This window comes from Roseobacter sp. TSBP12 (assembly GCF_009129705.1).
In the GTDB taxonomy this organism is placed as follows: domain Bacteria; phylum Pseudomonadota; class Alphaproteobacteria; order Rhodobacterales; family Rhodobacteraceae; genus Celeribacter; species Celeribacter baekdonensis_A.
This window is the reverse complement of sequence record NZ_PYIB01000072.1, coordinates 108432-134596: the sequence shown is the minus strand read 5'-3', so window position 1 is coordinate 134596 and position 26165 is coordinate 108432. Positions and strand designations below refer to the sequence as shown.

Annotated in this window: 20 protein-coding genes and 2 pseudogenes; 14 read left to right on the top strand and 8 right to left on the bottom strand. The window is 59.1% G+C overall.

Going from position 1 to position 26165, the window contains the following annotated elements; translation table 11 throughout:
• Positions 1–86: 86 nt before the first annotated feature.
• From C8029_RS20480 to C8029_RS20435, 10 genes are all read left to right on the top strand, one after another.
• A complete protein-coding gene (locus C8029_RS20480; RefSeq protein ID WP_009570674.1) occupies positions 87–1094 on the top strand; it encodes an ABC transporter substrate-binding protein in 1008 nt (335 codons plus the stop codon).
• Positions 1095–1184: 90 nt separating this feature from the next.
• Positions 1185–1991 carry an ABC transporter ATP-binding protein gene (locus C8029_RS20475; protein WP_040401862.1) on the top strand — a complete coding sequence of 269 codons (807 nt, stop codon included), beginning with the start codon at positions 1185–1187 and terminating at the stop codon, positions 1989–1991.
• Positions 1988–2842 carry an ABC transporter permease gene (locus C8029_RS20470; protein WP_009570676.1) on the top strand — a complete coding sequence of 285 codons (855 nt, stop codon included), beginning with the start codon at positions 1988–1990 and terminating at the stop codon, positions 2840–2842. Before C8029_RS20475 ends, C8029_RS20470 begins: the two co-directional genes overlap by 4 nt.
• A 9-nt stretch (positions 2843–2851) precedes the next feature.
• Positions 2852–4147 (top strand): cytosine deaminase, encoded by a 1296-nt coding sequence (locus C8029_RS20465; protein WP_009570677.1) that lies wholly within the window; start codon positions 2852–2854, stop codon positions 4145–4147.
• A complete protein-coding gene (locus C8029_RS20460; protein ID WP_009570678.1) occupies positions 4140–5555 on the top strand; it encodes an FAD-binding oxidoreductase in 1416 nt (471 codons plus the stop codon). The genes C8029_RS20465 and C8029_RS20460 overlap by 8 nt, the downstream gene beginning before the upstream one ends.
• Entirely contained in the window at positions 5552–6157 is a 606-nt protein-coding gene (locus C8029_RS20455; RefSeq protein WP_009570679.1) for an NAD(P)H-dependent oxidoreductase, read from the top strand. Before C8029_RS20460 ends, C8029_RS20455 begins: the two co-directional genes overlap by 4 nt.
• Entirely contained in the window at positions 6158–6775 is a 618-nt protein-coding gene (locus C8029_RS20450; protein WP_152003618.1) for an NAD(P)H-dependent oxidoreductase, read from the top strand.
• Positions 6776–7702: an isopenicillin N synthase family dioxygenase gene (locus C8029_RS20445; RefSeq protein ID WP_009570681.1), complete on the top strand. Its 927-nt coding sequence runs from the start codon at positions 6776–6778 to the stop codon at positions 7700–7702. It abuts the gene before it with no gap.
• Entirely contained in the window at positions 7699–8502 is an 804-nt protein-coding gene (locus C8029_RS20440; protein WP_152003617.1) for a creatininase family protein, read from the top strand. The genes C8029_RS20445 and C8029_RS20440 overlap by 4 nt, the downstream gene beginning before the upstream one ends.
• Before the next feature lie 92 nt (positions 8503–8594).
• A complete protein-coding gene (locus tag C8029_RS20435; protein ID WP_152003616.1) occupies positions 8595–9209 on the top strand; it encodes a heme-copper oxidase family protein in 615 nt (204 codons plus the stop codon).
• A gap of 128 nt (positions 9210–9337) precedes the next feature.
• On the opposite strand, the gene C8029_RS20430 is transcribed toward C8029_RS20435, so the two are convergent.
• The 4 genes from C8029_RS20430 to C8029_RS20415 all read right to left on the bottom strand — a co-directional run bounded on the left by C8029_RS20430 (position 9338) and on the right by C8029_RS20415 (position 13782).
• On the bottom strand, positions 9338–10528 hold the full coding sequence (locus C8029_RS20430; protein ID WP_152003615.1) for an ABC transporter permease: 1191 nt from the start codon (positions 10526–10528) through the stop codon (positions 9338–9340).
• Positions 10525–11448, bottom strand: a complete 924-nt coding sequence (locus C8029_RS20425; RefSeq protein WP_152003614.1) for an ABC transporter permease — start codon at positions 11446–11448, stop codon at positions 10525–10527. Before C8029_RS20425 ends, C8029_RS20430 begins: the two co-directional genes overlap by 4 nt.
• Positions 11445–12560, bottom strand: a complete 1116-nt coding sequence (locus tag C8029_RS20420) for an ABC transporter ATP-binding protein (protein ID WP_152003613.1) — start codon at positions 12558–12560, stop codon at positions 11445–11447. The genes C8029_RS20425 and C8029_RS20420 overlap by 4 nt, the downstream gene beginning before the upstream one ends.
• A gap of 151 nt (positions 12561–12711) precedes the next feature.
• Positions 12712–13782 carry an extracellular solute-binding protein gene (locus C8029_RS20415; RefSeq protein ID WP_226946413.1) on the bottom strand — a complete coding sequence of 357 codons (1071 nt, stop codon included), beginning with the start codon at positions 13780–13782 and terminating at the stop codon, positions 12712–12714.
• 329 nt (positions 13783–14111) lie between these two features.
• Between C8029_RS20415 and C8029_RS20410 the strand changes: the two genes are divergently transcribed.
• A complete protein-coding gene (locus tag C8029_RS20410) occupies positions 14112–15614 on the top strand; it encodes an aminotransferase-like domain-containing protein (RefSeq protein ID WP_152003612.1) in 1503 nt (500 codons plus the stop codon).
• Here C8029_RS20410 and C8029_RS20405 read toward each other — a convergent pair.
• On the bottom strand, positions 15577–17067 hold the full coding sequence (locus tag C8029_RS20405; protein ID WP_009570689.1) for an aldehyde dehydrogenase family protein: 1491 nt from the start codon (positions 17065–17067) through the stop codon (positions 15577–15579). The genes C8029_RS20410 and C8029_RS20405 overlap by 38 nt on opposite strands.
• Before the next feature lie 167 nt (positions 17068–17234).
• Here C8029_RS20405 and C8029_RS20400 point away from each other — a divergent pair.
• Positions 17235–18607: pseudogene (locus C8029_RS20400) on the top strand (aminotransferase family protein).
• Between the two features lie 32 nt (positions 18608–18639).
• On the opposite strand, the gene eutC reads toward C8029_RS20400, so the two are convergent.
• The 3 genes from eutC to C8029_RS20385 form a co-directional block, all read right to left on the bottom strand.
• Positions 18640–19404: an ethanolamine ammonia-lyase subunit EutC gene (gene eutC / locus C8029_RS20395; protein WP_152003611.1), complete on the bottom strand. Its 765-nt coding sequence runs from the start codon at positions 19402–19404 to the stop codon at positions 18640–18642.
• The gene (locus C8029_RS20390) at positions 19401–20783 is read right to left on the bottom strand and encodes an ethanolamine ammonia-lyase subunit EutB (RefSeq protein WP_152003610.1); all 1383 of its coding nucleotides are present in this window, start codon (positions 20781–20783) and stop codon (positions 19401–19403) included. The genes eutC and C8029_RS20390 overlap by 4 nt, the downstream gene beginning before the upstream one ends.
• Before the next feature lie 144 nt (positions 20784–20927).
• On the bottom strand, positions 20928–21599 hold the full coding sequence (locus C8029_RS20385) for a TetR/AcrR family transcriptional regulator (RefSeq protein WP_009570693.1): 672 nt from the start codon (positions 21597–21599) through the stop codon (positions 20928–20930).
• A gap of 225 nt (positions 21600–21824) precedes the next feature.
• On the opposite strand from C8029_RS20385, the gene C8029_RS20380 reads away from it, so the two are divergent.
• A complete protein-coding gene (locus tag C8029_RS20380) occupies positions 21825–22994 on the top strand; it encodes an efflux RND transporter periplasmic adaptor subunit (protein ID WP_009570694.1) in 1170 nt (389 codons plus the stop codon).
• A gap of 22 nt (positions 22995–23016) precedes the next feature.
• Positions 23017–26123 (top strand): annotated as a pseudogene (locus C8029_RS20375) (efflux RND transporter permease subunit).
• Positions 26124–26165 lie beyond the last annotated feature (42 nt).

The following is a 26165-nucleotide window of genomic DNA, read 5'->3' as shown; positions in this document are numbered from 1 at the left end:
TCAATCAAAGCGCCGCCCCGCCCTACCCTTCCCCCCGGAACCGCTCGCTAGGATGGTCTTCGGAATTTCACCCACGGAGAATTGACATGACACTCAAACGCGTCCTCGCGGGGCTGACCCTTGCCGCGACCACGTCCACCGCCGCCCTCACGGGGGCGATGGCCGCCGATCTGACCCCGGTCACCTTTGGCACCAACTGGCTGGCTCAGGCCGAGCACGGTGGCTATTACCAAGCGGTCGCAGATGGCACCTATGCCGAATGCGGTCTGGATGTGACCATCCAATCTGGCGGCCCACAGGTGAACAACCGCGCCTTGTTGCTGGCCAATAAAATTCAGTTTCACATGGGTGGCGATCTTTTGCAGGCTTTCAATGCCGCCAAAGAGGGCATCCCGGTTGTGGCCGTGGCCGCCACGTTTCAAAAACACCCGCAGGTGATCATCGCCCACCCCGGCCAGGCGGACACATTCGCCGACCTGACAAAGCTGACGCTGTTGATCGGCGACAACGGCTTTGCCTCCTATTACCAATGGATGATGGCCGCCTATGGCTTTACCGCTGAACAGCGCGAACCCTACACGTTCAACCCCGCCCCGTTCCTGGCCGATGAAGGCAAGGCGATGCAGGGCTACCTGTCCTCCGAACCCTATGTGATTGAAAAAGAGGGTGGTTTTACCCCTGACGTGTTCCTGATCGCGGATGCGGGCTATTCGACCTATGCCACCACCATCGAAACCATGCAGAACACCATTGAGGAAAGCCCCGAATCTGTGGCCTGTTTCGTCGATGGCTCGGCCAAGGGCTGGTACAATTACATCTATGGCGATCACTCGGCCGCCGATGCGATGATCATGGCCGCCAACCCGGACATGACCCAGGACAAGATCGACTTTGCCATCGAGAAAATGAAATCAGAAGGCATCGTCGACAGTGGCGACGCGCTTGAGCTGGGCATCGGGGCGATGACCGATGAAAAGATCAAAGATTTCTACGACAAAATGGTCGATGCGGGCGTGATCGAGGCGGGGCTGGATTATTCTGCCGCGTACACCTTGGCCTTCACCAACAAAAAGGTCGGGATGGATCTCAAATAAGACCTTTGGCCTGAGACCCTCCCTGACATCTCACACGGGGGCGCGATCCGTTTGTCCCGCCCCCGTGATCTCTAAAACCAGCAGGTAAACATGACCTCCCCCAACATAATTCCGCCCATGGGCCAGCGCGAAAAGCTCTTGGATATGGTGAATGTCGATAAGGTGTTCAACGGCAATGTCGTGGCCCTCAAAGACATGAACCTGACCGTCAATCAGGGCGATTTCATTTCGCTTTTGGGGCCCTCTGGCTGTGGCAAATCCACCGCTTTGCGGCTGATTTCCGGGCTGATGCGGCCCACCTCGGGTCAGATTTCGTGGGAGGGCGGTCAAAACTCTGGCGATCTGGGCGTGGTGTTCCAAGAGCCCACTTTGATGCCCTGGGCCACGGTCGAGCAAAACGTCTGGCTGCCATTTCGCCTGCGCGGCAAATCGCTTTCGGATGTGCAGGACGAGATCATGTGGGCGCTCAACATGGTTGGCCTTGAGAAATTCCAACGCTCTTATCCGCGCGAACTCTCGGGGGGGATGAAAATGCGCGTTTCCATCGCCCGTGCTTTGGTCACAGAGCCGCGGCTGATCCTGATGGATGAACCTTTCGCCGCCTTGGATGAAATCACCCGGCACAAATTGAACAACGATCTGTTGGACCTCAGAGACAAATTGAAATGCACGGTGATTTTCGTCACCCATTCGGTGTTTGAATCGGTGTTTCTTTCGGATCGCATCGTTGTCATGGCGGCGCGTCCGGGGCGGGTGTCCTCGGAGGTCACGGTCGATGCGCCCTACCCGCGCACCGAAGACTTCCGCACCTCCGCCGCCTATGCCGACCTGTGCCGCAAGGCCTCGGACGCATTGCACGGCGCAATGAATCAACATGGCGCGAGGGCTTCCGCATGAGTTTGACCGATATGAACCCACCGCTGGTGGTCGACGAAGAAGAACTGCGCCACGCCCGCGCCCAAAAACGCGAGCGCATCGCCAAATGGGTCCTGCCCGTTGTGGTGATCGCTCTTGCGATTTTCATGTGGGATCGGATCGTGGTCTGGAATGACATCCCGCATTACATTTTGCCCGGTCCCGGCCTTGTGATCACAACCCTGATTGCCGATTGGGGCATGTTGTCCTCTGCCCTTGTTGTGACGTTGAAAATCACTTTGGCCGCTCTGTCGGTGGCGGTGATCGGCGGCGTGGGGCTGGCGATCCTGTTCACCCAATCGCGCTATTTCGAGATGTCGTTTTACCCGTTCGCGGTGATCCTTCAGGTCACGCCCGTGGTCTCGATCGCGCCGTTGATTTTCATCTATGTCGAAAACCGTCTGGCGGGCCTGTTGCTTTGTGCGTGGATCGTGGCGTTTTTCCCGATCCTGTCCAACACCACGCTGGGCCTCAATTCCACCGACCATAACCTGCGCGATCTCTATAAAATCTACGGCGCGACCCGGTGGCAACGCCTGCGCTATCTGCAACTGCCGACCGCGCTGCCGTATTTCTTGGGCGGGCTTCGCATTGCCGGGGGTCTGTCCTTGATCGGGGCAGTGGTGGCCGAATATGTCGCGGGCACGGGTGGCATCGGATCGGGTTTGGCGTTTCGCATCCTTGAGGCGGGGTATCGCCTCAACATTCCGCGCATGTTCGCGGCGCTTCTTTTGATCGCGGCCACAGGCGTCGTGATCTTTACCGCAGCCTCGCTTTTAAGCCACGCGCTGCTTCACAAATGGCACGAAAGTGCGATCAAACGGGAGTCATAAGGAACCTGAATGAGCTTTTGCGTTCTGCCCAGCGGCGCGAAGATACTTGAAAACGTCACCCTCCCGGCCTGCCTTATGGGCCTTGAGGGGGATCTTATCCAAACCAACCTGACCATTGCAGATGGCAAGATCACATCAACGGACGCTGGAGCCTCAGCCGAAACTGTGATCCCCAGATTTGATATGAAAGGCGCAATGGTCTTTCCCTGTTTTGTCGATATGCACACGCATTTGGACAAGGGGCACATTTGGCCACGGGCCTCAAACCCGGACGGCTCTTTCATGGGCGCGCTCAACACAGTGCGTGCAGATCACGGCAATTGGACGGCCGAGGATGTCGCCGCGCGGATGGATTTCGCCCTGCGCTGCGCCTATGCCCATGGCACCAAGGCGATCCGCACCCATATCGACAGCCTGGACAATCTCGCCGCCTCCTCCTTTGGCGTGATTGCCGAGATGCAGGACAGATGGCGTGGCAAGATTGAGCTTCAGGCCTCCTGTCTGGTGGCCGTTGACCGGATTTTCCGTGACGAGGGCGATTTCCCCGCGATTGCGAAAATTGTCGCGGAGGGCGGTCACACGCTTGGGTCGGTCACCTATCCGGTGCCAGACCTGAAAGAGCGGCTGTTGGATTTCTTTCACTTCGCGATACTCTATGATTTGGACGTCGATTTTCACGTCGATGAAACCGACGATCCCACCTCGGACACGCTGCGCACCATCGCCGAAACCGTTTTGGAACTGGGCTTTAAAAACGCCGTCACCGTGGGGCATTGTTGCTCAATCTCGGTGATGCCGGAGGAAACCGCGAACGAAATCATCGCGCTGGTGGCCGAGGCCGGGCTCAACGTCGTCTCCCTACCGATGTGCAACATGTATCTGCAAGACCGCACTCCGGGCCGCACACCGCGGTGGCGCGGTGTGACCATGGCGCATGAGTTGAAAGCCGCCGGGGTCAACGTCTCCTTTGCCTCGGACAACACCCGCGATCCGTTCTACGCCTATGGCGATCTCGACATGATCGAGGTCATGCGCGAAGCCACGCGGATTTGTCATTTGGATCATGGCCGCACCGATTGGGCCGAGGCGTTTTTGACCAATCCGGCCCGCGCCTGTGGCTTTGACGCCCCCTCATTGACCGTCGGCGCCCCTGCCGATCTGGTCCTGTGCAACGCACGAAACTGGACCGAGCTTTTCGCCCGTCCACAGGCCGACCGGGTGGTTTTACGGGACGGAGATCCCATCGACCGCAGCCTGCCGTCCTACAGTGAACTCGATCAAATTGTGAGCAAATCCCATGTCTGACATGAAACCCAATATCGCCGCCGCCAAGGCCGCGCTGTCCCATATTGAAATGGACGAAAGCCCCGTCACCATCCGCAACAAATCCCGCGATTTCTTTTGGTATTCGCCGGTTCTTAAGGCGGAAATGGACCATTTGGAGGCCGATTTCGTCGTCAATCCAAAATCCGAAGCCGAGGTGATCGAGGTCCTCAAGGTCTGCTATGCCCATGACGTCCCCGTCACCATGCGCGGCGGCGGCACCGGCAATTACGGCCAAGCCATGCCCTTGGCGGGCGGCTGTGTCATGCACATCACCGGCATGAATAGGATCAAAGAGATCGGCCAAGGTTATGTCATCGCCGAACCCGGCATCATCATCAAAGAGCTCGACGCCGAACTGAAAGAAAAATCCGGTCAGGAATTGCGCATGTTCCCCTCGACCTATTCCCAAGCCTCGCTTGGCGGCTTTGTCGCCGGTGGCTCCGGCGGGGTTGGATCGGCCAATTGGGGTGCGCTGCGCGATCTGGGCAACATCAACCGGTTGCGCATTGTGACCATGGAGGCCGAGCCGCGCGTGTTGGAGTTCACCGGCGAAGAATTGCACCGGGTCAGCCACGCTTACGGCACCAACGGCATCATCACCGAACTCGAAATGCCGCTCGCCCCCGCCTATGATTGGGTCGAGATGTTCGTGCGCTTTGACACCTTCCGCGCGGCCACAGAATTCGCCGGGACGCTGACCAAGGAGCCGGGCATCCTGATCAAACTCGCCTCGGTCTATGGCGCACCGATTGCGCATAAATATTTCCAGCGCGTCAAAGCCCATGTCACCGAGGACGATCACCTCTGCGGGTTGATGGTCGCGCCACAGTCGATGGACGGGTTCCTGACCCTGTTGGCGCGGTTTGACGAGGGCGAGGTGATTTACCGCTCCGACGATGTGGTTTGGGACCGCCACCCCGGTCCGATCTATGAATATGGCTGGAACCACACCACCCTGCGGGCGCTGAAATTTGAGAAAGACCTGACCTATCTTCAGGTCCGTTACGGTGGCGATGTGGACAAGGTCATGGCCGCCTCAGAGGCCTTTGCGGACAAGCTTTACATGCACCTCGAAGTCATGCGCGAAGGCGGTGGGATTTCCTTTGCTGGCTTGCCCATCGTGCAACCGATGAGCAAGGCGGAGCTGGATCAACTGGTCGCCGATCACGAGGCGATGGGCTGTATGATTTTCAACCCGCATCGCTACACCTTGGAAGAGGGCGGACGGCAATCCGCCGACCAGCGCCAGCTTGATTTCAAACGCGAAGCTGATCCCAAAGGCCTTTTGAATCCTGGCAAAATGATCACCTGGGATGAACCGGATTTCGACTATTCGGATATGTATTCCTACAAAGGCATCCTCCCAAAACCTGAGGCCGCCGAATGACCCAGCCCCGCACAGCCACCAAAGGCCGTGTGCTCGTGCTCTACGCCCACCCCTGCCCCGAAAGCTTTAACGCGGCGGTGCATGAGGTGGTCGTCGGCACGCTGACCGCATCCGGCTGGGAGGTCGATGATTGCGACCTCAATGCCGAAGGCTTTTTCCCGGTGCTCACAGAGATCGAGCGCCGGGGCTATCATGACGAACCCGCAAACATCGAACCGGTCAAAGACTATGTCGCTCGCGTCAAAGCTGCCGATGCGTTGGTCATGGTGTTTCCGGTGTGGAATTTCGGCTATCCCGCAATCCTCAAAGGCTTTTTAGACCGGGTGTTCTTGCCGGGGATCAGTTTCAAACTGGTCGATGGCAAGGTCCGCCCCGGCCTGACCAACATCAAAAAGCTCTACGCCTGCACCACCTATGGCGGCACCCGTTGGCGCGCGATCCAAAACGCCGATCCACCCCGTAAAACCGTCACCCGTGCGGTGTGGTATGCCTGTGGCATGCCAAAAAAGAAATACATCGGCCTCTACGACATGAACCGCAACACCAAGCCAAAGCTCAAAGCGCATCTCGAACGGGTGCGGCGCGAGATGGAGGCGTTTTGAATGCGCGCGCTTGTCATCTACTGCCACCCGCGCGAGACCTCGTTCAACCGCGGCATTCGCGATTTGGTCCTCACGCGGCTCAGCGCCGCCGGGGCCGAGGTGCGCCTACGCGATCTTTATGCCGAAGGGTTCGATCCGGTCATGTCGGCCTATGATCACGAGACCTACGAAACCGTGCCGGAGAACCGCAAGCGGGTCGAGCGCGATTGTACCGACCTTGAATGGTGCGACACGCTGATCTTTATCTACCCGACGTGGTGGTACGGCTTGCCCGCCATGCTCAAGGGCTGGTTGGACCGGGCTTTGGTGCCCGACGTGGCGTTTATCATGCCGAAATCCGAGGGCGAGGACATCAAACCCGGCCTCACCCATATCACCAAACTGGGCGTGTTCACGACCTGCGGCGCCTCCCGTTGGCTGACCTTTCTGGTCGGCGCGCCGGGCAAGCGCACGTTGACGCGCGGGCTGCGGATCATCTTGGCGAAACGCTGTAAAACCGCCTTTGCCGCGCATTTCCTGATGGACAGTTCCACGCCTGAAAGCCGCGCCAAACACCTGACGCGGGTGCAAAAGCGGCTCGACCGGCTCATTGCTGCCCCAACCCCAAAGGAGGGATGAATGGATATTCCTGTTCTCGATTGGCAACGCTTTGCCTCCGGCTCCGATGTCGACGGCTTTGTACGCGACCTGGGCCGGGCGTGCCGCGAAACCGGGTTCTTTTTGATCACCGGCCACGGCATTCCCGACGACTTGATCAAGGATGTCTTTGCCAAGGGTGACACGTTTTTCGCGCGTCCCATGGCCGAAAAATCAAAAGTCGACATTCGCAACAACCCGCACAATCGCGGCTGGGCCTGTGAAGGCTCTGAGGCGCTGGACGAAACCTCCGGCCAAATGGACCGCAAAGAGGCGTTCAATGTCGGGCTTGATCTGGCCGCCAACGATCCGCGTGTTCTCAATGGCGAGCCTTTCCGGGGCGTCAATATCTGGCCCGAAATCGACGGCTTTCGCGACACCATGCTGGCCTATTACGATCAGATCTGGGCCCTGTCGCGCGCGTTGCACCGGGCGTTTGAACTGGACCTGAACCTGCCGCAGGACTATTTTGCGCCCCATTTCACCGCCCCCTTGGCGACCCTGCGCGTGCTCTCTTATCCGGCCGCGACAGACGGGACGGGCATCGGCGCGGGCGCGCATACGGATTATGGCTCTGTCACCCTGCTGATGACCGATGGCGTCGGCGGGTTGCAGGTCAAACCGCGCGGTCTGGATTGGATCGACGCGCCGCATGTGCCCGGCGCTTTCGTGGTCAATATCGGTGACTGTTTGATGCGGTGGAGCAATGACATCTATGTCTCCACCCCGCATCGGGTTTTGCCGCCCAAAACCGCCCGCCGCTCAATCGCCTTTTTCCTCGACCCGAACCCGGACAGCGTGATCACCGCCCTGCCCGGCACCGGCGAGGCCAAATATGCCGCCATAACCGGCGCCGACTATCTGCGCTCGCGCCTGGACGCGACCTATACCCCAAAGGACATCACATGAGCCGTCTTGCAGAAAAAAGATACGACTGGGCCGAGTTCCGCACCACGGAATTCGCCGATATGGACCCGGAAAAAACCATCGTCATCCTGCCCACCGCCGCCGTTGAACAACACGGGCCTCACCTGCCCGTCGGCGTCGATCAGTACATCAACGAAGGCATGTTGGCGCATCTGCGCGCCACCTGCCCCGAGGACATCAATATCCTGATCCTGCCGGTGCAGGCGGTCGGCAAATCCAACGAGCATATCCACGCCAAAGGCACGCTGACCTATACGGCCAAAACCGCGCTTGACGCCTGGACCGAGATCGGGCTGTCGGTGGCGCGGGCGGGGTTGAAAAAGATGGTGATCGTCAATTCCCACGGCGGCAATCTGGACCTGATCTCGATCTTGGGCCGCGAGTTGCGGGTGCAGGCCGGGATGATGGTGGTGAAATGCCAATGGGGCAATTTTGGCAAGCCCGAGGGCCTGTATTCAGCGCAGGAAAGCACCTACGGCATCCACGGCGGCGATCTTGAAACCTCCCTGATGCTGCATTTCAAACCGCATCTGGTGGACATGTCCAAAGCCGAAGATTTCCGCTCAACGGCAGAAACCGCGCCGATCTCACCAATCGGTCCGGTGAACCTCGCGTGGGTGTCGAAAGACCTGAACCCAAAAGGCACAGTCGGCGAAGCGCATTTGGCCACAGCCGAGAAAGGCATCGCCACCTGCGCCCATCAAGTGGCGGGGTTTATCGACATGCTCAAAGAGTTGCGCGACCTGCCCTCTGAGGGCTACGCGCGCACGATACCGGAGTAAGCCTGCGGGTGAGAAGCGATGACAAAGGGGGCCGATTGGTCCCCTTTTTGGTGGAGTGTTGTTATGACGCGAAGGGCGGGTTGGAGCCCAGCTTGACTGATACTAAGACATTGATCAATGTCGGCTTCATTGGAAGAGTGGCAGATGCAATATCAAATCGAGAGGAAATGATCGTAATCTACTCTTTAACGTTTCTGCTTGGTTTGATTGTTGCTCCGCTTATGGCTCATATCCGAGGCTGGAAGCCCGCTGCATTATTCTTTGCTGCTGCGGTCATCTACGGAATTTTTGGTGCCGCGAGTTTGGCACAAATCCAAATCGGTCTAAGCCAAATCAAACAAACAGGACCTGCATATCACGACACCTACTATGTTGTAAGCCATGGCTATTTTATAGCGAACATCGGCATCGCAATGGCTGTCTTCGGGGTGATAACATGGGTGCAAACGCGGTTCGGGGCGATGAGGTACCCAGCCCTGACCAACATTCTCTTCTGGGTTTTACATATCGCACTGATCGGCAGCACTGCATTCCAAGGCCCGCTCGCCTTTGTTGTGCCAAAGCCGCGCAGATACATCGACTTTCCAGAGTTCATGGAAACCTACGCTCTGATTAACGCGTGGTCTGGATTTCTATCACAAACGGCATTACTCGGCCTTCTGGGCCTGTTGCTATGGTCGATCATGGCAAAATGGTTGGTTAGGTAAATCTCGTCTTACAAAAGCACCATTGGCTCAACCGCAGCGAAATGGCGTTTCGTCCGCAAACCACCACCATCTTAAAAAGACCCCCGAATTCCCCTTCGGGAGCCTTTTCTCACCTGATCCCCCGGACCTCACTCGCTTGGCGCGGGCGGTGCGATACCCCCGAAGGCGCCGCCAAAGCCGCCCTCGGGTTTCGGCGCTGCAGGCGCGGGTGCCGCTCCGCCCAATCCCCCAAAAGCCCCACCAAACCCGCCTTCGGGTTTCGGTACGGTGATGCCCTGCTCCGCCTCTTGCGCCTCGATTTTGGCCTTTTGTTCGGCCCGCAACTCGGCTTGGCGGTCGAGTTTGTCTTGTAAAATCGCCGCCTCACAGACCGAGCTGTCGTGTTTGGAGCCGATATAGGACACCGTTGCCACAATTGCCACGAGGATCGCGAACACCACGCCCGGATGGGTCAGCGCGCGCGTCACCGGATTGGCGTAGAGCGGCGAACGGGACGCCTTGCCGCCCAGTTCCGCCTCTTTGCGCCGCTGCACTGCCTCGTTGGTCAAGGCCCCCACAAGCGTGATCGTGATGATGATTACGGCCAAAGCGGAGAGTGACGGGTCCGTGCCATGCCGCACCTTTGAGGCAAGCGCCGTGGTGAATGTGCTTTCCGAGAGGACGGTGAACACCGTGGTGTTGTAATTCTCGAACGACGCCAAAAGCGTGATGAAGGCCGCCGAGCCAATCGCCGGGGCCATAAAGGGCAGCAAAATTTTGCGAAACGCCTGACCCGGCGTAGCGCCAAGATCCAAAGCCGCCTCGGTCTGGGTGGCGTCGAACCGTTGCAACCGGGCGATGAACACCAACATCGCATAGGCGGAGACAAAGGTGATCTGGCCTACAATGGTCAGGAAATAACCGTTGTAGATCCCGGCCTGTACCGCCCCGCCCAGCCCGCGCGAAATCTGCCCCCACAGCACGATGGTCGAGATGCCCAAAACCACACCGGGGATCAGGATCGGCAGGATCAGCACGGTGTAAAGCGTGGCGCGCAGTTTCGAGGGCAATTCGGACAAGGCCAAAGCGCCCGCAAGCCCGATCGGCACCGCCAGCGCGACCACGCCCACCCCGATGATCACGGAATTGAGCAAGCCGTCCATCAGCCGTTGGTTGCCAAAGAGTTCGGCAAACCAGCCCGTGGTGAAACATTCCCATGGCACCACGCGGGGGAATTTCGACGAGTTGAAGGCGGTGATCACCATGATGATCAGCGGGCCAAACAAAAAGGAGAAAAACGCGATGGCGTAAGCGCCACCAAAGACAACCGCCCGGCTCATTTTCCGATCTCCCCAACAGAGACCTTAAACACCCGCATCATCAACAAAACAAAAGAGATACAGGTCAATAGCAACACCACGGCGTAGGCCGAACCACGTGGCCAGTTGGAGCTTTCATTGAACCATTGGTAGATGACTTGGGTGAACCACAGGTTTGACGGCCCGCCCAGAATTTGCGGCGCGGCCAGGGCCCCGGCTGTGAGCATAAACACCATGGTCGCGCCCGACACGATCCCCGGTTTGGCAATCGGCAACACCACCCGCCAATGCACCCGCCAGAGCGGCGCGCCCATGTCGCGGGCGGCTTCGACTTGGGTGTGATCGAGTGCCTCGATGGCGTTGTACATCGGGAAAATCATCAACAGGATATAGGCGTAGGACAGGCCAAAATAGAGCGCGACATCGGCGCGGATGAAATCCACCGGCACGTCCCAAAGCCCCATCTGCATCCCCACCGTGTTGACCACGCCCGTGGCCCCAAACAGCACCCGAAAGGCGAAAGCACGCAGGATCTCATTGATCCAATAGGGGAGGATCAAGCCGATCACCATCAACCGCGCGGCCACGCCTTTGGCCCCATGGGCAAGGATATAGGCGATGGGGTAACAGATCAGTACGTCAATCAGGGTGACGATGGCGGCGGCCAAGAGCGTACGCCCCAAAATGACCAAATCCAACGTGTTGAGCGACCCGTCCGAGTTGAAGAAAAAGCTGTGAAAATTATCCAGCGTGTAGTGATCCGCATCCGTGCCGATCTGATCGGCGGGCAGGTTGAAGCGGAAGGAATAATCCAACATCGACAGTTGCGGCAGGGTGATGAACACCACCACCCAAAGCGTCACGGCAATGGCGACAAACAGCGCGGCACCCAAGCCATGCCGATTGGCCAGCGCGCGGTAGGCCTGTGTCAGATGTTTCATGCTTCGCTCGCGATCTGACCCACAGGCAGGATCGTGGCATTCATCGGCGCAAAGCCCAGCGAGAGCGTGTCGCCCTTGGAGCCAACGCTGCCCGCAAGGCCCGCGTTGACCATGGACACGCGCAATTCGGTGTCGCCTGCACGGGCGAACACATGATTGGTGGCACCTTCAAATTCTTGCCGCGACAGCGTGGCCTGAAACGCGTTTTCCGCCTGGCCGGGCACCAATTGTTCGGGGCGCACAAACAGCAACGCCTCATCGCCGGGCTTATATTTGCGCCCGCCACCGACGCGGGCCTCAAAGGTGCCCATCGGGGTTTCAAGCGCGGCCATATCTTCAGATTGACTCTTAACAACACCCTTCAACGCATTGTTTTCCCCAACAAACGAGGCCACGAAAGACGAACGCGGGCGATTGTAAATCTGATCCGGTGCGCCGACCTGTTCGATCACGCCCTTGCTCATCACCGCCACCCGATCCGACATCGTCAAGGCCTCGCCCTGATCGTGGGTGATGTAGATAAAGGTCACGCCGACCTGTTGTTGAATGGCGCGCAGCTCGGTGCGCATATGTTGGCGCAGCTTGAGATCAAGCGCAGAGAGCGGTTCGTCCAAGAGCAAAATATCCGGCTGCACCGCCAAAGCGCGGGCAATCGCCACGCGCTGTTTTTGTCCGCCCGACAGTTCCGAGACCTTTTTGTCGCCAATCCCCGGCAGGGCAATCATATCAAGCAGCTCTTCGGCTTTCCTGCGGCGCTCTTTCTTGCTCACCCCACGTACTTCCAACGGAAACGCGATATTGTCAGCGACCGACATCAAGGGAAACAACGCCAGATGTTGAAAGATCAAGGCGGTCGGACGCTTGTTCGGCCCCACGCCCTTCATGTCTTTCGCGCCGATTAATACCCGACCTTCGGTGGGATCGGAAAACCCAGAAATACAGCGCAACAGCGTGGTTTTGCCACAGCCGGAAGGGCCGAGAAAGGAAAAGAATTCGCCGGAATTGATTTTGAGATTGGCGTTGTCGACGGCGGTGAAATTGCCAAATCGGATGGAAACATGATCGAGGAGAACGGAGCGGTCAGGGGAATTGACTGGGGAGGTCTCTGGCATGGTATCGCCTTATTATTGTGGGTCATCAAAATGAAAACCGCCCCACGCCAAAAGGCGCAGAGCGGTCGTGACCCAGATCAGGCCGAGAGGAATGTATTGGCATACTCGGTGCGCATTTCCGAATACCAAGGTGCCTCTGCTGGCCATGCATTCAAATTCGCCAAAGCCTCGCCCGGATAGGCATCGGCAAAGTTTTTGGCGTAGACCTCGCCCCCAAAAGCATCCGCGCCCAAAACCGGCGAGTTGTAGCCGTGGGTTTTGATCGCCTCGCCCGCCCATTCCGGGTTATAACAGGCATCGATAAAGGCATAAGCTTGGTCAATATTGGTCGCCCCCGTCGCATCGCCATGCCATCCACCCACGCCATCGCGCCCTCAATCGGCGCACGGTACATCACCGGCTCGCCTTCGTTTTTCAACGCAATCGGCGGGCCATCCCAGGTCTGTCCCACAATGACACCTTCGTTCAAAAGACCGTTCTTTTGCGTGTCGGAATCGTTCCAAATCAGCTTGATATTGCCCTTCTTTTCAAGCGCATGGGCCAAAACAACATCCCAAACTTCGGTCATCTTCTCAGGCGTGGTATAGGCGGCCCACATCGACCCCGGCTCCATCAGGCCAAGGCGCTCCATGCCCAGACCAAGCCCCAACATCATCGAATGCCCCCGACCCATGGTTTTGCCCGCATTCGCATCATCCCAGATGTCGTAATAGGACGGAAATTCGCCCGCGGGCGTGAATTGATCGGTGCGCCACGCCACGCCTTCGGTGCCCCAGATATGCGGCACCCAGAACGTACCTTTGCCTTCGAAATTCCAATGTTTCTCGCCCAAAGCCATCGCCGGGTTGACTTTATCGATGGCGATTTTGGACATGTCAAACGGCTGCAACAGACCCAGTTCGGCCCACAACAGATTGCGGTTCACGGTCGGGGAGACGATGTCAAACCCCTCGCCGCCGGTGGCTTTGAGTTTGTTGATGATCTCATCGTTGGAACCGATGCCGGTAAAGTTGAGCTTGATGCCCGTAGAACTCTCAAAGGCGGTCACGAAGCTTTCCGGCAAATAATCGGACCACATCATCACGTTGAGTTCGCCCGAGGAGGCAAGCGCGGATCGGCTGATCAGCGCAGGCGCCGCCAGACCGCCCAGCACTGCGGCGGAGCCTTTGAGGAAACCACGTCGTGCGACGCCTTCGGATTTGGTAAAATTGGGTGTCTTCATGTCACTCCCCGTGAACTTGGTTGGCTGGCTCGCCGCGCTTTTGCGTCATGTTTCTTTGGTCATTCGGTCGAACCACGGCGCAGGATCATCCCATCGCCGCTCATCAGAAAAGCCTAGGGGCGGCCTGTCTGGCGTATTTAGAGCCAGTTGTGCTAAATTATGGGTCCAGAGCGCGTTTCGCCCCTGTACCTTACCGTGATGCTCAATAGAGTGGCGCTATCGGGTCGCCCCTGCACAGCTTGCGGGCGGAGGTGTCATCGCCCTCGCGAAACACAGCGGCGGTGAAAGAGACGCGATGAATGAGACAATGAAAGAAACGGTGCGCCCTTATGTTGGAACGCTATTTTACCCCCGCCTTTGATCAAAGCGCGTCCTTGCAGCATCAGATCCAAGAGCGGCTCATTCAGGCGATCCTCGACGGCGCACTCTCCCCCGTCGATCCGCTGCCCTCCTCGCGCGCCTTCGCGGCCGCCATCGGTGTGTCACGCAACACCATTTCCATCGTCTATGAGCGGCTGAACCAAGACGGGTTCATCACCGCCAAAGCCCGGCGCGGCTATTTCATCGACGAAAACCTCGTGCGCGAAAAACTCAACGTCTCACCGCCACGCCGCTCGCAAGACCGCGCCGTTGCCCCCGATTTCACCCGCGCCTATGCCCGGCGCTACACCACCCAACCCAATATCGCCAAACGCAGCGATTGGCGCACATTCCCCTACCCGTTTGTCTATGGTCAGGTCGGGCGCGATGAGACCTCGGTGGCGCGCTGGCGCGATTGTTTGCGCCGGGCGGGCACCTCGCGCCATGTCGGCACATGGGCCGATGATTTGGTCGACAGCGACGATCCGCTTTTGTTGGAACAGATCGCGCGGCGCGTGCTACCGCAGCGCGGCTTTCGCGCCGATCCCGACGAGATGTTGATCACGGTGGGCGCGCAAAACGCGCTGTGGATGGTGGCGGAATTGTTTGCCGATGCCAGCAAAGAGATCCATATCGAAGACCCGGTCTACGTCGATGCCCGCAATATCTTTGCCGCTCATGGCGCGCAGATCGTCCCCACGCCAGTGGATCGCAAGGGGTTAAAACCCGGTCCAGAATTGGCGAACGCCGATATGGTCTACGTCACGCCGGGGCATCAATCGCCAACCAATGTGACCATGCCGATGGAGCGACGGTTGGCCTTGATCGAAGCGGCCTCACTCCATGATTTCCTGATCCTTGAAGACGATTACGAACATGAGTTGAACTTTTTGGGCGCTCAACATCCGACCTTGAAGGCGCTCGATCCCTGCGGGCGGGTGATCCATGTCGGCTCGCTCACCAAGCCGCTGTTTCCCGGCATCCGACTTGGCTTCATCGCCGCCGACCGCGCGGTGATCAAAGAGCTGCGCGCTCTGAGGCGGTTGATGTATCGCCACCCCTCGGCGCTGGCGCAACGCGCGATGGCGCTGTTCCTCGCGGAAGGCCATTATGACGCCCATATCCGCCGCCACCGCCGCGCCATGTCGGAAAAATGGCACATGATGCTGCGCGAGATAGACCGGCAATTGCCCGACTGTCAGGCGACGATGACCACCGGCGGGTCCGGCATCTGGATGGCCCTGCCCGAAGGCATGGATGCGGGCGACGTATTCACCGCCGCCGAGGCACGCGGCGTTTTGGTGGAAAACGGCACGCTACATTACCTGCGCCTCAACCCGCCGCGCAATCAATTGCGACTGGGGTTTGGGGCGATTGATCTGGCCAAGATCGCGCCGGGGATCGGCGAATTGAACTGGCGATTGACAGCCTGCGTTAATCGAAATTCATCACGATGGTTTTCGAGCGGGTAAAATGCGCGAGCATCGCCTCCAAAGACGCCTCTTTGCCCAATCCCGATCGCCCAAACCCGCCGTAGGACACATTGGGTTGGATCGTCAGATTTTGGTTCACCTGCACATAGCCCGCGTTGAGCCGGGATGTCGCGTCCAAGGCCATCGACAGGCTTTGGGTCCACACCGTCGCGGCCAAGCCATAGCGGCTGTCATTGGCGCGCGCGATCACGTCCTCATAGTCGGACCACGGTTGGATCACCGCCACGGGGCCAAAGATTTCGTTTTGCACGCAGGGGTGGTCTTCGGGCAAGCCAAGCAGCAGCGTCGGCTGTGCAAAGAGATCAGGCGACAGGCCCGCGCCCTCTGGCATCTTGCCACAGCGGACGACCTTTGCCCCCGGCGCGGCCTCGGCCATGGCGACATAATCCGCCACCACCTTGGCCTGTTTGGCGTTGATGATCGTGCCAATATCTGTGGCCTCATCCAAGGGATCGCCAATCACCAGCCTATCCAATTTGGCGGTCAAGGCGGCGAGGAACCCGTCATACAGGCTGTCATGGACATACATCCGCGACGAAGCCGTACAGCTTTGGCCCTGACGGGTGAACCGCATCCCCGAAATGGCCCCCACCACGGCTTTGGTCAGATCGGCATCGGCACAGATGATCATCGGGCTTTTGCCGCCCAATTCCAAGGAGGCGGGCACGATCCGTTCGGCGGCGGCTTTATAGACGGTTTCACCCACCGCCTCAGACCCGGTAAAGGTGATTTTCGCCACATCTGGATGCGCGGTCAGCGCCGCGCCACAGTCCGGCCCCGTGCCGTTGATCACATTCAACACGCCCGCAGGCAGGTGGTCCATCACGATCTCTGCTGCCAAATAGGTGGCAAAGGGCGCCTCTTCGGAGGCTTTCACCACAACCGTGTTGCCCGCCACCAAAGCCGGTGCGATTTTCAGCATCATCAACACCAAAGGCACGTTCCACGGCACAATCGCCGCCACAACGCCCAAAGGTTCGCGCACCGTCATCGTCAACATACGCGGGTTGAACGGGATGGTTTCGCCTTTGAGTTCCGACCCCAGCCCGCTGTAAAATTCCATGATATCAGCGGACACGGCGACCTCGCCCCGGCATTCGGTGCGGATGGCCTTGCCGGTCTCGCGCGCCAAAACTTGCGCCACCAACTCGGCGTGTTCGGCCAAGGCGCGTCCGGCGCTTGCGACCCGTTTGCCGCGCTCGCGGGCAGGCATCGCAGCCCATGCTGCCCCGGCGGCTTTGGCGGCCTCAACGGCGGCGTTCGTCTCGGCGGCTTTTGACGCGGCAGCCTGTCCCAAAACTGCGCCCGTGGCCGGGTTCAACACGTCCAGTCCCGCCGCCACAGGCACGCGTTCGCCGCCCACAAGATTGAGGTTGCGATAGGCCACGATGACGGCGGCGGCGTCGGGGAATGGGGATGCGATGCTGTTCATCCCCCATCCATCGCCGGAAAGGTCAGACCCGGACAGAGCCAGCCAAATGATTCAATGGGTCCAGATTGGCTTCTTCCTTGAACTGGAGCGCCAAATCGTTTCCGCTGGCCGCATGCACCGCCTCAAGAGGCCGGCTTGAACACCCCATTTTGCCACGGAGTTCCCAAATGTATGACAATGATCTCTCTGCCGTCGTCAGCGCCGATCGCGCTCATGTGTGGCACCATATGTTCCAACACCAACTGCTCGAAAGCCGCGATCCGCGGATCATCGTCGAGGGCAAGGGCATGTTGGTCTGGGATCAAAATGGCCGCGAATTTCTGGACGCGGTGTCGGGCGGCGTGTGGACCGTCAACGTCGGCTACGGGCGCGAACGGATCGCCAATGCGGTACGCGATCAGTTGATCAAAATGAACTATTTCGCGGGCTCTGCCGGATCTATTCCGGCGGCGACCTTTGCCGAGAAACTGACCGAGAAAACCCCCGGCCTGAGCCGCGTTTATTACTGTAACTCCGGGTCGGAAGCCAATGAAAAGGCTTTCAAAATGGTGCGCCAGATTGCGCATCAACGCTATGGCGGCAAGAAATCCAAAATCCTCTATCGCGACCGCGATTATCACGGCACCACCATCGCTACGCTGTCGGCCTGTGGTCAACAACAACGCGCCACGCATTATGGCCCCTTCGTGCCTGATTTCGTCCAGGTGCCGCATTGCCTTGAGTACCGCAAACAATGGGATGTGGAGAATTACGGTCTCCGCGCCGCCGAGGCGATCGAAGAGGTGATCCTGCGCGAAGGCCCCGATACTGTGGGCGCGCTCTGTCTTGAACCCGTGACCGCCGGCGCGGCGTGATCACTCCGCCAGAGGGCTATTGGGAAAAGGTTCAGGAGATCTGTCAGAAATACGATATTCTGTTGCACATCGACGAGGTGGTGTGTGGCATGGGCCGGACCGGAGAATGGTTTGGCTATCAGAACTACGGCATCAAACCGGACTTCATCACCGCCGCCAAAGGCGTGGCCTCGGGCTATGCCGCCATCGCGGTGTTGATCACCACGGATGAGGTGTTTTCGATGTTCAAGGACGCCCCCGAAGACCAACTCAACCACTTCCGCGACATCTCCACCTTTGGCGGCTGTACGGCGGGTCCGGCGGCGGCACTCGAGAACATGGCAATCATCGAGGAAGAGGGCTTGCTCGCCAACACCACAGCCATGGGCGCGCGCCTGATGGAGGGTTTGGCGATGCTCGAAGACAAACACCCGCTGATTGGCAATATTCGCGGCAAAGGCCTGTTCTGTGGCGCGGAATTGGTGGCGGATCGGGAGACCAAAGAGCCACTGGCCGAAAAGCTGGTGCAGGCGGTTGTGGCCGAATGCGACAAGCAGGGCGTGATCATCGGCGCGACCATGCGCTCGATCCCCGGCTTCAACAACACGCTGTGTTTCTCACCGGCGCTGATCTCTGGGCCGTCCGAGATCGACCGGATTTTGGATGCGGTGGATAACGGGTTGACCACGGTTGAGTCGGCACTTTAAGTTAAAACACTACTGCATTGATCTAAAACGAATTATGCCCCGCCTATGCGCGGGGCATTTTCCGTTTCAACCTGCGCGCTGTCTTCTTTCAATCCGGTGCCCGTGAGGCCCAATGTGAGCGCCGCGCGGGTCAGCCAGGCGATCTTGCGCGCCGCCTCATCCGGGCTCATCCCGCCCTTGCCATGGATGTTGGACAGGCAATTGCGGTCGCTGTCGCGTCGACCAATGCGCGGACCAAAGGTCAAATACGCGCCCAAACTATCGGCGACACTCAACCCCGGTCGTTCACCGACCAAGACCACCACCAGCCGCGCTCCCAAGAGATCGCCAATCTCATCGCCAATCGCCACACGGGCCTGCGCAGCGATGACAACCGGGCCGATCCTCAGCCCTGACACTTTCGGCACACAGGCATGCACCACCGCCGCCGCATGGGTTTGCACTGCGGCAGAGGACAGCCCGTCGGCGATGACAAAGGCCACATCACAGGGTGCGCGGGCGTTGAGCTTTTCCGCCTCACCCGAAGCCAGCCTTCGCCCCAAATCCGGGCGGCGCAGATAGGTGCCGCGATCTGGCGCGGCGGAGGCGACGCGGATCACCTCTTGCGGTGCCAAATCCCGCGCCAAAGCCTCGACATCCAGCGCCGAATGCACCGCATCGCGGGCGCGGGCATGGGCGTATTGAAAGTCCAGGTTGGCCCCGGTCGGCAGACCCGCCCCCGTGCGGCCCAACCCGATCCGCGCCACGGTGGCCGCGCGCAGCTTGGCCCATGGATCGGCTTTATCCAGATCACTCATTGTGCCGCCTCCAAAAGCCGCAGCGCACCGGCACCACTCTCAACCAAATGTCCGGTCTCGGAGACGATCCCCATGGCCATGAGCCAGGCCTCAAACTCCGGTGCGGCCTTTAACCCCAAAGAGTTGCGCAGATAGGCAATGTCATGGAACGACAGGCTTTGGTAATTGAGCATGATGTCATCCGCCCCCGGCACACCGATCAGGAAATGTGCCCGCGCCTCTGCCAGAAGCGTCATCAACACATCCATATCGTTTTGATCCGCCTCGGAATGGTTGGTGTAACACACGTCACAGCCCATCGGCAGGCCTAAGAGTTTGCCGCAAAAATGATCCTCAAGCCCGGCGCGGATGATCTCTTTACCGTCATACAAATACTCCGGCCCAATAAAGCCGACGACCGTGTTCACAATCAACGGATTATAGGCGCGGCAGACCGCATAGGCGCGGGTCTCAAGCGTTTGTTGGTCAATGCCATGATGGGCATTGGCGGAGAGTGCCGCCCCCTGCCCGGTTTCGAAATACATCACGTTTTGACCGACCGTGCCGCGCCTTAGTGAGAGCGCCGCCTCATGCGCCTCTTTCAGCATCGAGAGGGTCACACCAAAGCCCTCATTGGCGGCTTGGGTTCCAGCCACCGATTGAAACACCACATCGACCGGCGCACCGCGGTTGATGATCTCGATGGCGTTGGTCACATGGGTGAGAACACAGCTTTGGGTCGGAATGCCGTAGCTTTGCCGCAGATCATCCAACATTTGCAACAGCGCCATGGCGGTGGGAATATTGTCCGTCGCCGGGTTGATCCCGATCACTGCGTCGCCAACGCCAAAGGACAGCCCGTCGAGCGTGGAGGCAACGATGCCTTTGAGATCATCGGCGGGGTGGTTGGGTTGCAGGCGCGACCCCATGCGGCCCTCAAGACCCAAGGTGGTGCGAAACGCCGTGACCACGCGGATTTTGCGCGCCACAGCAATCAGATCGCGGTTGCGCATGAGTTTTGAAACGGCGGCGACCATTTCCGGCATCAACCCCGGCGCAAGCCCGCTCAGCGTCGGCGCGTCGGCCACGTCGGACAACAGCCAATCGCGAAATTGCCCGACGGTCATGTGAGACACCGGCGCAAAGGCCACCGCATCGTGACTGTCGACAATCAGCCGGGTGACATCGTCGATCTCATAGGGGATCAGCAGGTCGGTCAAAAACAGCTTGAGCGGCAAATCGGCCAGCACCATTTGGGCCGCGACCCGTTCGACATCGCTCTCGGCCATCACCCCTGCCAAAGCATCGCCAGAACGCGCGGGCGTGGCCTTGGCCATCACTTCCGCCAAAGAGCCAAAGCTGTGACGTTCACCTGCCAAAAGGGTTTGAAAACGGCTCATTCGGTCCTCTCACATGCGATCCAGTTAAGACCTAAAATGCTCCGTTGCGAAAGCCCCGCGAAAACCGTCCGCGCCCCATGACCAGAGCGCGCATTCTCGTCTGCGCCCTAAAATGAGGCACAGACGCATAATTTATCGCCGCGCCTATGGCCTATGTGTCAGGCAGCCGTTGAGAAAAATCTCAATCGCCGCCTCGCGGCGCAGGGCCATATCGCCCTCAACCGGATAGATATAGTCCGGGTCCAACAGGCTTGGCACCGGATCCCAAAACGCCATATCCATCAAAATCTCCGCTGCCAGCGCCAGCCGACCGGGAGCAATTTTCAACACCCCCTCGCGCACGGCCTCCTCCAACTCGGCACAGATGTACCCGCGCAAGATGCCGCGGCCATTCTGGCACATTTCACGCGCCAGATTGGGGTAGACATGCGCCTTGGCAATCAGGGTGCGCAGGAACTCCCGCTTGCGGTCTTCACTGACCGGCGGCTTGTTCAGCGTGAGCAAAAGCGACAAACGCTCCTTCAAAGGTTTGGTTTTCTCGACCTCATTCAAGGGCAGAAAAATCACCTTGCCAATCTCGGCCATGCTGCGGCGCAGGAGCGCTTCGAGACTGTCAAAATGAGCGTAGATCGTGCGCTTTGACATGCCGGTTTCGCGTGCAATCGCCGCCATCGTGACCTCATCCAAGGACGAACTCATCAACAGCGCTTTGGTGGCACGCACAATTTCCTCTTCGCGTGCAGCACTGTCCATTTGAACCGGGCGACCGCGACGGCGATGAGGCTCACACGCATTCATATCTGTCTCTTTCACCATATGCGCTTCTCCTGCTTGCCATGATCGCCACCATTTCGCCCACAACTGTCCTGCATTTGTGCACAGAGAGGGTGCCGATCACAAACTTTACAAAACCATCCCGTTTCTTTAATGAAAATTCAAGAGCGACATACACCTGTGTGATAAACAGAGCCATCGCAAACGCATCATTCCTGAGACTGGGCCGTTCCTACGCGTGCCCCAATCCCCTTGCCGGAGACCTCCATGCCCAACACCCTCCTCCCCCAAAGCCTGCCTGTGTCGCTGCGCCGGATGTCCACCGCCTTTGCGCTTGCCCTCTGCGCCGCGATGCCCGCCTTCGCGCAAGAATCACCCCCGCCAACGCCTGTGACCGTGGTCACGCTGGAGGCCAAAGACATCACCTTGACCGCCCCTCTGCCCGGTCGCGTTGCCGCCTCAAGTGCCGCCGAAGTGCGTCCCCAGGTCGATGGCATCATCCGCGCCCGTCTGTTTGAAGAGGGTCGCCCGGTTGAAAAAGGCGATGCGCTTTATGAAATCGACGCCGCCTCTTATGAGGCGCAAAAGGCAGTGGCCGAGGCCGGTTTGGCCCAGGCCAAGGCCGCGCTGAAATCGGCGATGATCGAATATGATCGCCAGCAGGAATTGAAATCGCGCAATGTCGTGGCGCAGCAAAACCTCGACAGTGCCATCGCCGCCCGCGATTCCGCAGAAGCCGCGATCAAACTGGCCGAAGCCAATCTTTTGTCCGCCGAGATTGATCTGGACCGCGCCACGATCCGCGCACCGATCGCCGGCGTGGTGGGTCTCAGCCAAATCACCCAAGGGGCGCTTGTCACCTCAGGGCAAGCCAGCCCGCTCACCGTGATCCGCGCGCTCGATCCGGTCTATGTCGATGTCACCCAGGCGGCGGCAGACATGCTGCGCTGGCAGCGCGCCGGAAGCGATGCGGTCTTTGCCGGCAACATCGGCCAAACGGTCGAGCTGCGGCTGACCGATGGCAGCACCTATGAGCAAAAAGGCGAATTGTCCGCCGCAGAGCCCCATGTCGATGAACAAACCGGCTCGATCCTGTTGCGCCTGTCCTTCCCGAACCCGGATCATTTCCTGCTGCCCGGCATGTATGTTCAGGTCGAGATGCCGCAAGGTCTGATCAAGGGCGCGATCCTGGTGCCGCAAGAGGCGGTGACACGGGATCGGCGCGGTCGCCCGATGGTCTTTGTCGTCACGCCCGAACATGTCGTCGAACAGCGCACGCTGACGGTGCAAAGCGATCAAGGCGCGAATTGGGTGGTGACCGAGGGTGTCGCCTCTGGTGAGATGGTGATCGTGGCCGGACTGCAAAAAGTCTCCCCCGGTATGACCGTCGCCCCGCAACCGCAAGAGGCCGTCCCCGCCTCCAGCGACAGCAACTGAGCAAAGCCCGGAAGGACCCCTCATGGCCCGTTTTTTCATTGACCGCCCGGTATTTGCCTGGGTTATTTCGATCCTGATCATGGGCATTGGTGCGCTGTCGATCGTCACCCTGCCCATTGCCCAATACCCGCAAATCGCACCGCCCTCGGTCTCGATCCACGCCACCTATCCGGGGGCATCGGCCGAAACCGTGGCCAACACCGTCACCCAAGTCATCGAACAACAGATGACCGGGTTGGACGGAATGCGATATATGTCATCAAGTTCGACCTCATCGGGGTCGGCCTCGATCACCATGACCTTTGAAACCGGGATTGACCCGGACATCGCGCAGGTTCAGGTGCAAAACAAATTGGCCCAGGCCACGGCGCTTTTGCCCGAAGCGGTGCAGCGCCAAGGCGTGACCGTTCAAAAATCCTCGGCGGGTTTCTTGATGGTGATCGGTCTGATTTCCGAAGATGGCCAGTTGGATCAGGCTGATCTTGCCGATTATCTCAACACCAATCTTGTCGACGCGTTCAGCCGCATCGAAGGTGTCGGCGGCACCCAGATTTTTGGGGCGCAATATGCCATGCGAATCTGGCTCGATCCGTCCAAACTGGCCGCTTTTGACATGACGCCCTCCGATGTCGTCAGCGCGATCTCTTCGCAAAACGCCCAGATTTCGGCGGGGGCCTTTGGCAGTCTGCCCTCCCCCGAGGGTCAGGCCCTGAACGCCACCATCACGGCGCAATCGCTTTTGAAAACGCCGGAAGATTTCCGCAATATCATCCTGCGCTCCGAAGGCGACGGTGGCATTGTGTTGTTGCAAGACGTGGCCCGTGTCGAAGTCGGTGCGGAAAACTACTCCACGATTGCCCAATACAATGGCAACCCCGCCTCCGGCATGGCGATCCAGCTTGCCCCCGGTGCCAATGCGCTCGACACGTCGAAATTGGTGCGTGAAAAAATTAGCGAATATGCACAGTATTTCCCCGAAGGCGTGAGCTACGTCATCCCCTATGACACGACGCCCTTTGTCGAAATCTCGATCCACGAAGTCCAGAAAACCCTGATGGAAGCCATCGTTTTGGTGTTCTTCGTCATGCTGTTGTTCTTGCAAAACCTGCGCGCCACGTTGATCCCGACCTTGGCTGTGCCTGTCGTTTTGCTCGGGACTTTCGCGATCTTGTCGATGTTTGGTTATTCGATCAACGTGCTGACCATGTTGGCGATGGTTCTGGCCATCGGTCTTTTGGTCGATGACGCCATCGTGGTGGTCGAAAACGTCGAACGGATCATGGAAGAAGAGGGCCTCAGCCCACGCGAGGCCACGCGCAAATCCATGGATCAGATCACCGGCGCGCTGATCGGCGTCGCTTGGTGCTCTCTGCCGTGTTCATTCCGATGGCGTTTTTCGGTGGCTCCACCGGGGTGATTTACCGCCAGTTCTCGATCACCATCGTCTCGGCCATGTTGCTGTCTGTCGTTGTGGCTTTGACCCTGACGCCTGCGCTTTGCGCCACCTTGTTGCGTGGCAAAGACGCCCATCACACCAAACGCGGCCCCTTTGGCCTGTTCAACCGGATGTTTGATAAAATCACCGGCGGCTATGGTGCAACCGTAGGCTATACGGTGCGGCGTCCACTGCGGATGTTGATGATTTATGCCGTCATGGGCGGCGGCATTGTGTGGTTGTTCCTGCAAACCCCCACCGGCTTTTTGCCCGATGAGGATCAGGGCATCATGTTGGCGCTGGTGCAAGGTCCGGCGGGGTCCACCGCCGAAAACACCGCCAAAGCCAATATGCAAATTCAGGAGTATTTCCTCAACGCCGAAAAAGAGGCCGTGGATTCGATCTTTACCATTGTCGGCTTCTCCTTTGCCGGTGCCGGACAAAACAACGGCTTGGCCTTTGTGCGCCTGAAAGATTGGGAAGACCGTCCAAGCCCGGCGCAATCGGTTCAGGCCATCGCAGGCCGTGCCTATGGCGCCTTCATGGGCATCCAGGAAGCCATGGCTTTCCCGATTGTGCCACCTGCGGTCACCGAACTTGGCAACGTTTCGGGTTTTGACTTTTACCTGCAGGCCCCCGGCGGCCAGACCCATGAACAACTCCTGGAAGCCCGCAACATGTTGCTGGGCATGGCGGCGCAAAGCCCGCTGATCGCCTCGGCGCGCCCCTCGGGCCTTGAGGACGCGACCCAGTTCAAATTGGACATCGACTGGCGCGCTGCGGGCGCGATGGGCGTATCTCCCACCAATGTCGGCAACACGCTTTCGATTGCCATGGCCGGGACCTACGTCAACGATTTCGATGACAATGGCAAAACCAAACGCGTCTATGTCCAAGGCGAAGCCGATGCCCGCGCCACCCCGACCGATTTGCAAAAATGGCGGGTCCGCAACAGCACCGGCGATCTTGTGGCCTTTTCCAACTTCGCCTCTGAACGTTGGGTCTATGGTCCGCAGGGTCTGAACCGCTACAACGGCATCCCCGCGATGCAGATCCAGGGCTCCCCCGCCCCCGGTGTCTCCACCGGCGAAGCCATGGCGGAAATCGAGCGTCTGGTCGGCAACCTGCCGCCGGGATTTGCCGTGGCCTGGACCGGTCTGTCGCTGGAAGAACGCGACTCCGGCTCGCAAGCGCCGATGCTCTATGCGCTCTCTTTGGCCGCGATCTTCTTTTGTCTTGCGGCGCTTTATGAAAGCTGGGCGATCCCGTTCTCGGTCATGTTGGCCCTGCCTGTCGGTATCTTGGGCACGCTGTCCACGGCCTACCTGTTCAACTTCCAAAACGGCGTGTTCTTTCAGGTCGGCATGTTGACCGTGATCGGTCTGACCGGGAAAAACGCCATTTTGATCGTGGAATTCGCCCGCGAACAATATGACGCCGGGGCCAATGTGATCGACGCGGTGCTGACCGCCGCGCGCCAGCGTTTCCGCCCGATCATCATGACCTCGCTGGCCTTCTCCTTGGGGGTTGTGCCACTTGTCCTGTCCTCGGGCGCAGGCTCCGGTGGCCGCCGCGCGGTTGGCTCCGCGGTTCTGGGCGGGACGATCTCCGGCACAGTGTTTGGTATCATCTTCGTGCCGCTGTTCTTCGTGCTGGTGATGAAACTCTTTGGCCGTAAAAAACCCGCCGCCTAAGGCTCAGGCGACACACAGATATGAAAACGGCCGGGCTTAAAC

Excerpts from the sequence above, each read along its gene's own strand:
- C8029_RS20480 (WP_009570674.1), top strand. The coding sequence starts at position 87 with ATGACACTCAAACGCGTCCTCGCGGGGCTGACCCTTGCCGCGACCACG.
- C8029_RS20475 (WP_040401862.1), top strand. The coding sequence starts at position 1,185 with ATGACCTCCCCCAACATAATTCCGCCCATGGGCCAGCGCGAAAAGCTC.
- C8029_RS20470 (WP_009570676.1), top strand. The coding sequence starts at position 1,988 with ATGAGTTTGACCGATATGAACCCACCGCTGGTGGTCGACGAAGAAGAA.
- C8029_RS20465 (WP_009570677.1), top strand. The coding sequence starts at position 2,852 with ATGAGCTTTTGCGTTCTGCCCAGCGGCGCGAAGATACTTGAAAACGTC.
- C8029_RS20460 (WP_009570678.1), top strand. The coding sequence starts at position 4,140 with ATGTCTGACATGAAACCCAATATCGCCGCCGCCAAGGCCGCGCTGTCC.
- C8029_RS20455 (WP_009570679.1), top strand. The coding sequence starts at position 5,552 with ATGACCCAGCCCCGCACAGCCACCAAAGGCCGTGTGCTCGTGCTCTAC.
- C8029_RS20450 (WP_152003618.1), top strand. The coding sequence starts at position 6,158 with ATGCGCGCGCTTGTCATCTACTGCCACCCGCGCGAGACCTCGTTCAAC.
- C8029_RS20445 (WP_009570681.1), top strand. The coding sequence starts at position 6,776 with ATGGATATTCCTGTTCTCGATTGGCAACGCTTTGCCTCCGGCTCCGAT.
- C8029_RS20440 (WP_152003617.1), top strand. The coding sequence starts at position 7,699 with ATGAGCCGTCTTGCAGAAAAAAGATACGACTGGGCCGAGTTCCGCACC.
- C8029_RS20430 (WP_152003615.1), bottom strand. The coding sequence starts at position 10,528 with ATGAGCCGGGCGGTTGTCTTTGGTGGCGCTTACGCCATCGCGTTTTTC.
- C8029_RS20425 (WP_152003614.1), bottom strand. The coding sequence starts at position 11,448 with ATGAAACATCTGACACAGGCCTACCGCGCGCTGGCCAATCGGCATGGC.
- C8029_RS20420 (WP_152003613.1), bottom strand. The coding sequence starts at position 12,560 with ATGCCAGAGACCTCCCCAGTCAATTCCCCTGACCGCTCCGTTCTCCTC.
- C8029_RS20415 (WP_226946413.1), bottom strand. The coding sequence starts at position 13,782 with ATGAAGACACCCAATTTTACCAAATCCGAAGGCGTCGCACGACGTGGT.
- C8029_RS20410 (WP_152003612.1), top strand. The coding sequence starts at position 14,112 with ATGTTGGAACGCTATTTTACCCCCGCCTTTGATCAAAGCGCGTCCTTG.
- C8029_RS20405 (WP_009570689.1), bottom strand. The coding sequence starts at position 17,067 with ATGAACAGCATCGCATCCCCATTCCCCGACGCCGCCGCCGTCATCGTG.
- eutC (WP_152003611.1), bottom strand. The coding sequence starts at position 19,404 with ATGAGTGATCTGGATAAAGCCGATCCATGGGCCAAGCTGCGCGCGGCC.
- C8029_RS20390 (WP_152003610.1), bottom strand. The coding sequence starts at position 20,783 with ATGAGCCGTTTTCAAACCCTTTTGGCAGGTGAACGTCACAGCTTTGGC.
- C8029_RS20385 (WP_009570693.1), bottom strand. The coding sequence starts at position 21,599 with ATGGTGAAAGAGACAGATATGAATGCGTGTGAGCCTCATCGCCGTCGC.
- C8029_RS20380 (WP_009570694.1), top strand. The coding sequence starts at position 21,825 with ATGCCCAACACCCTCCTCCCCCAAAGCCTGCCTGTGTCGCTGCGCCGG.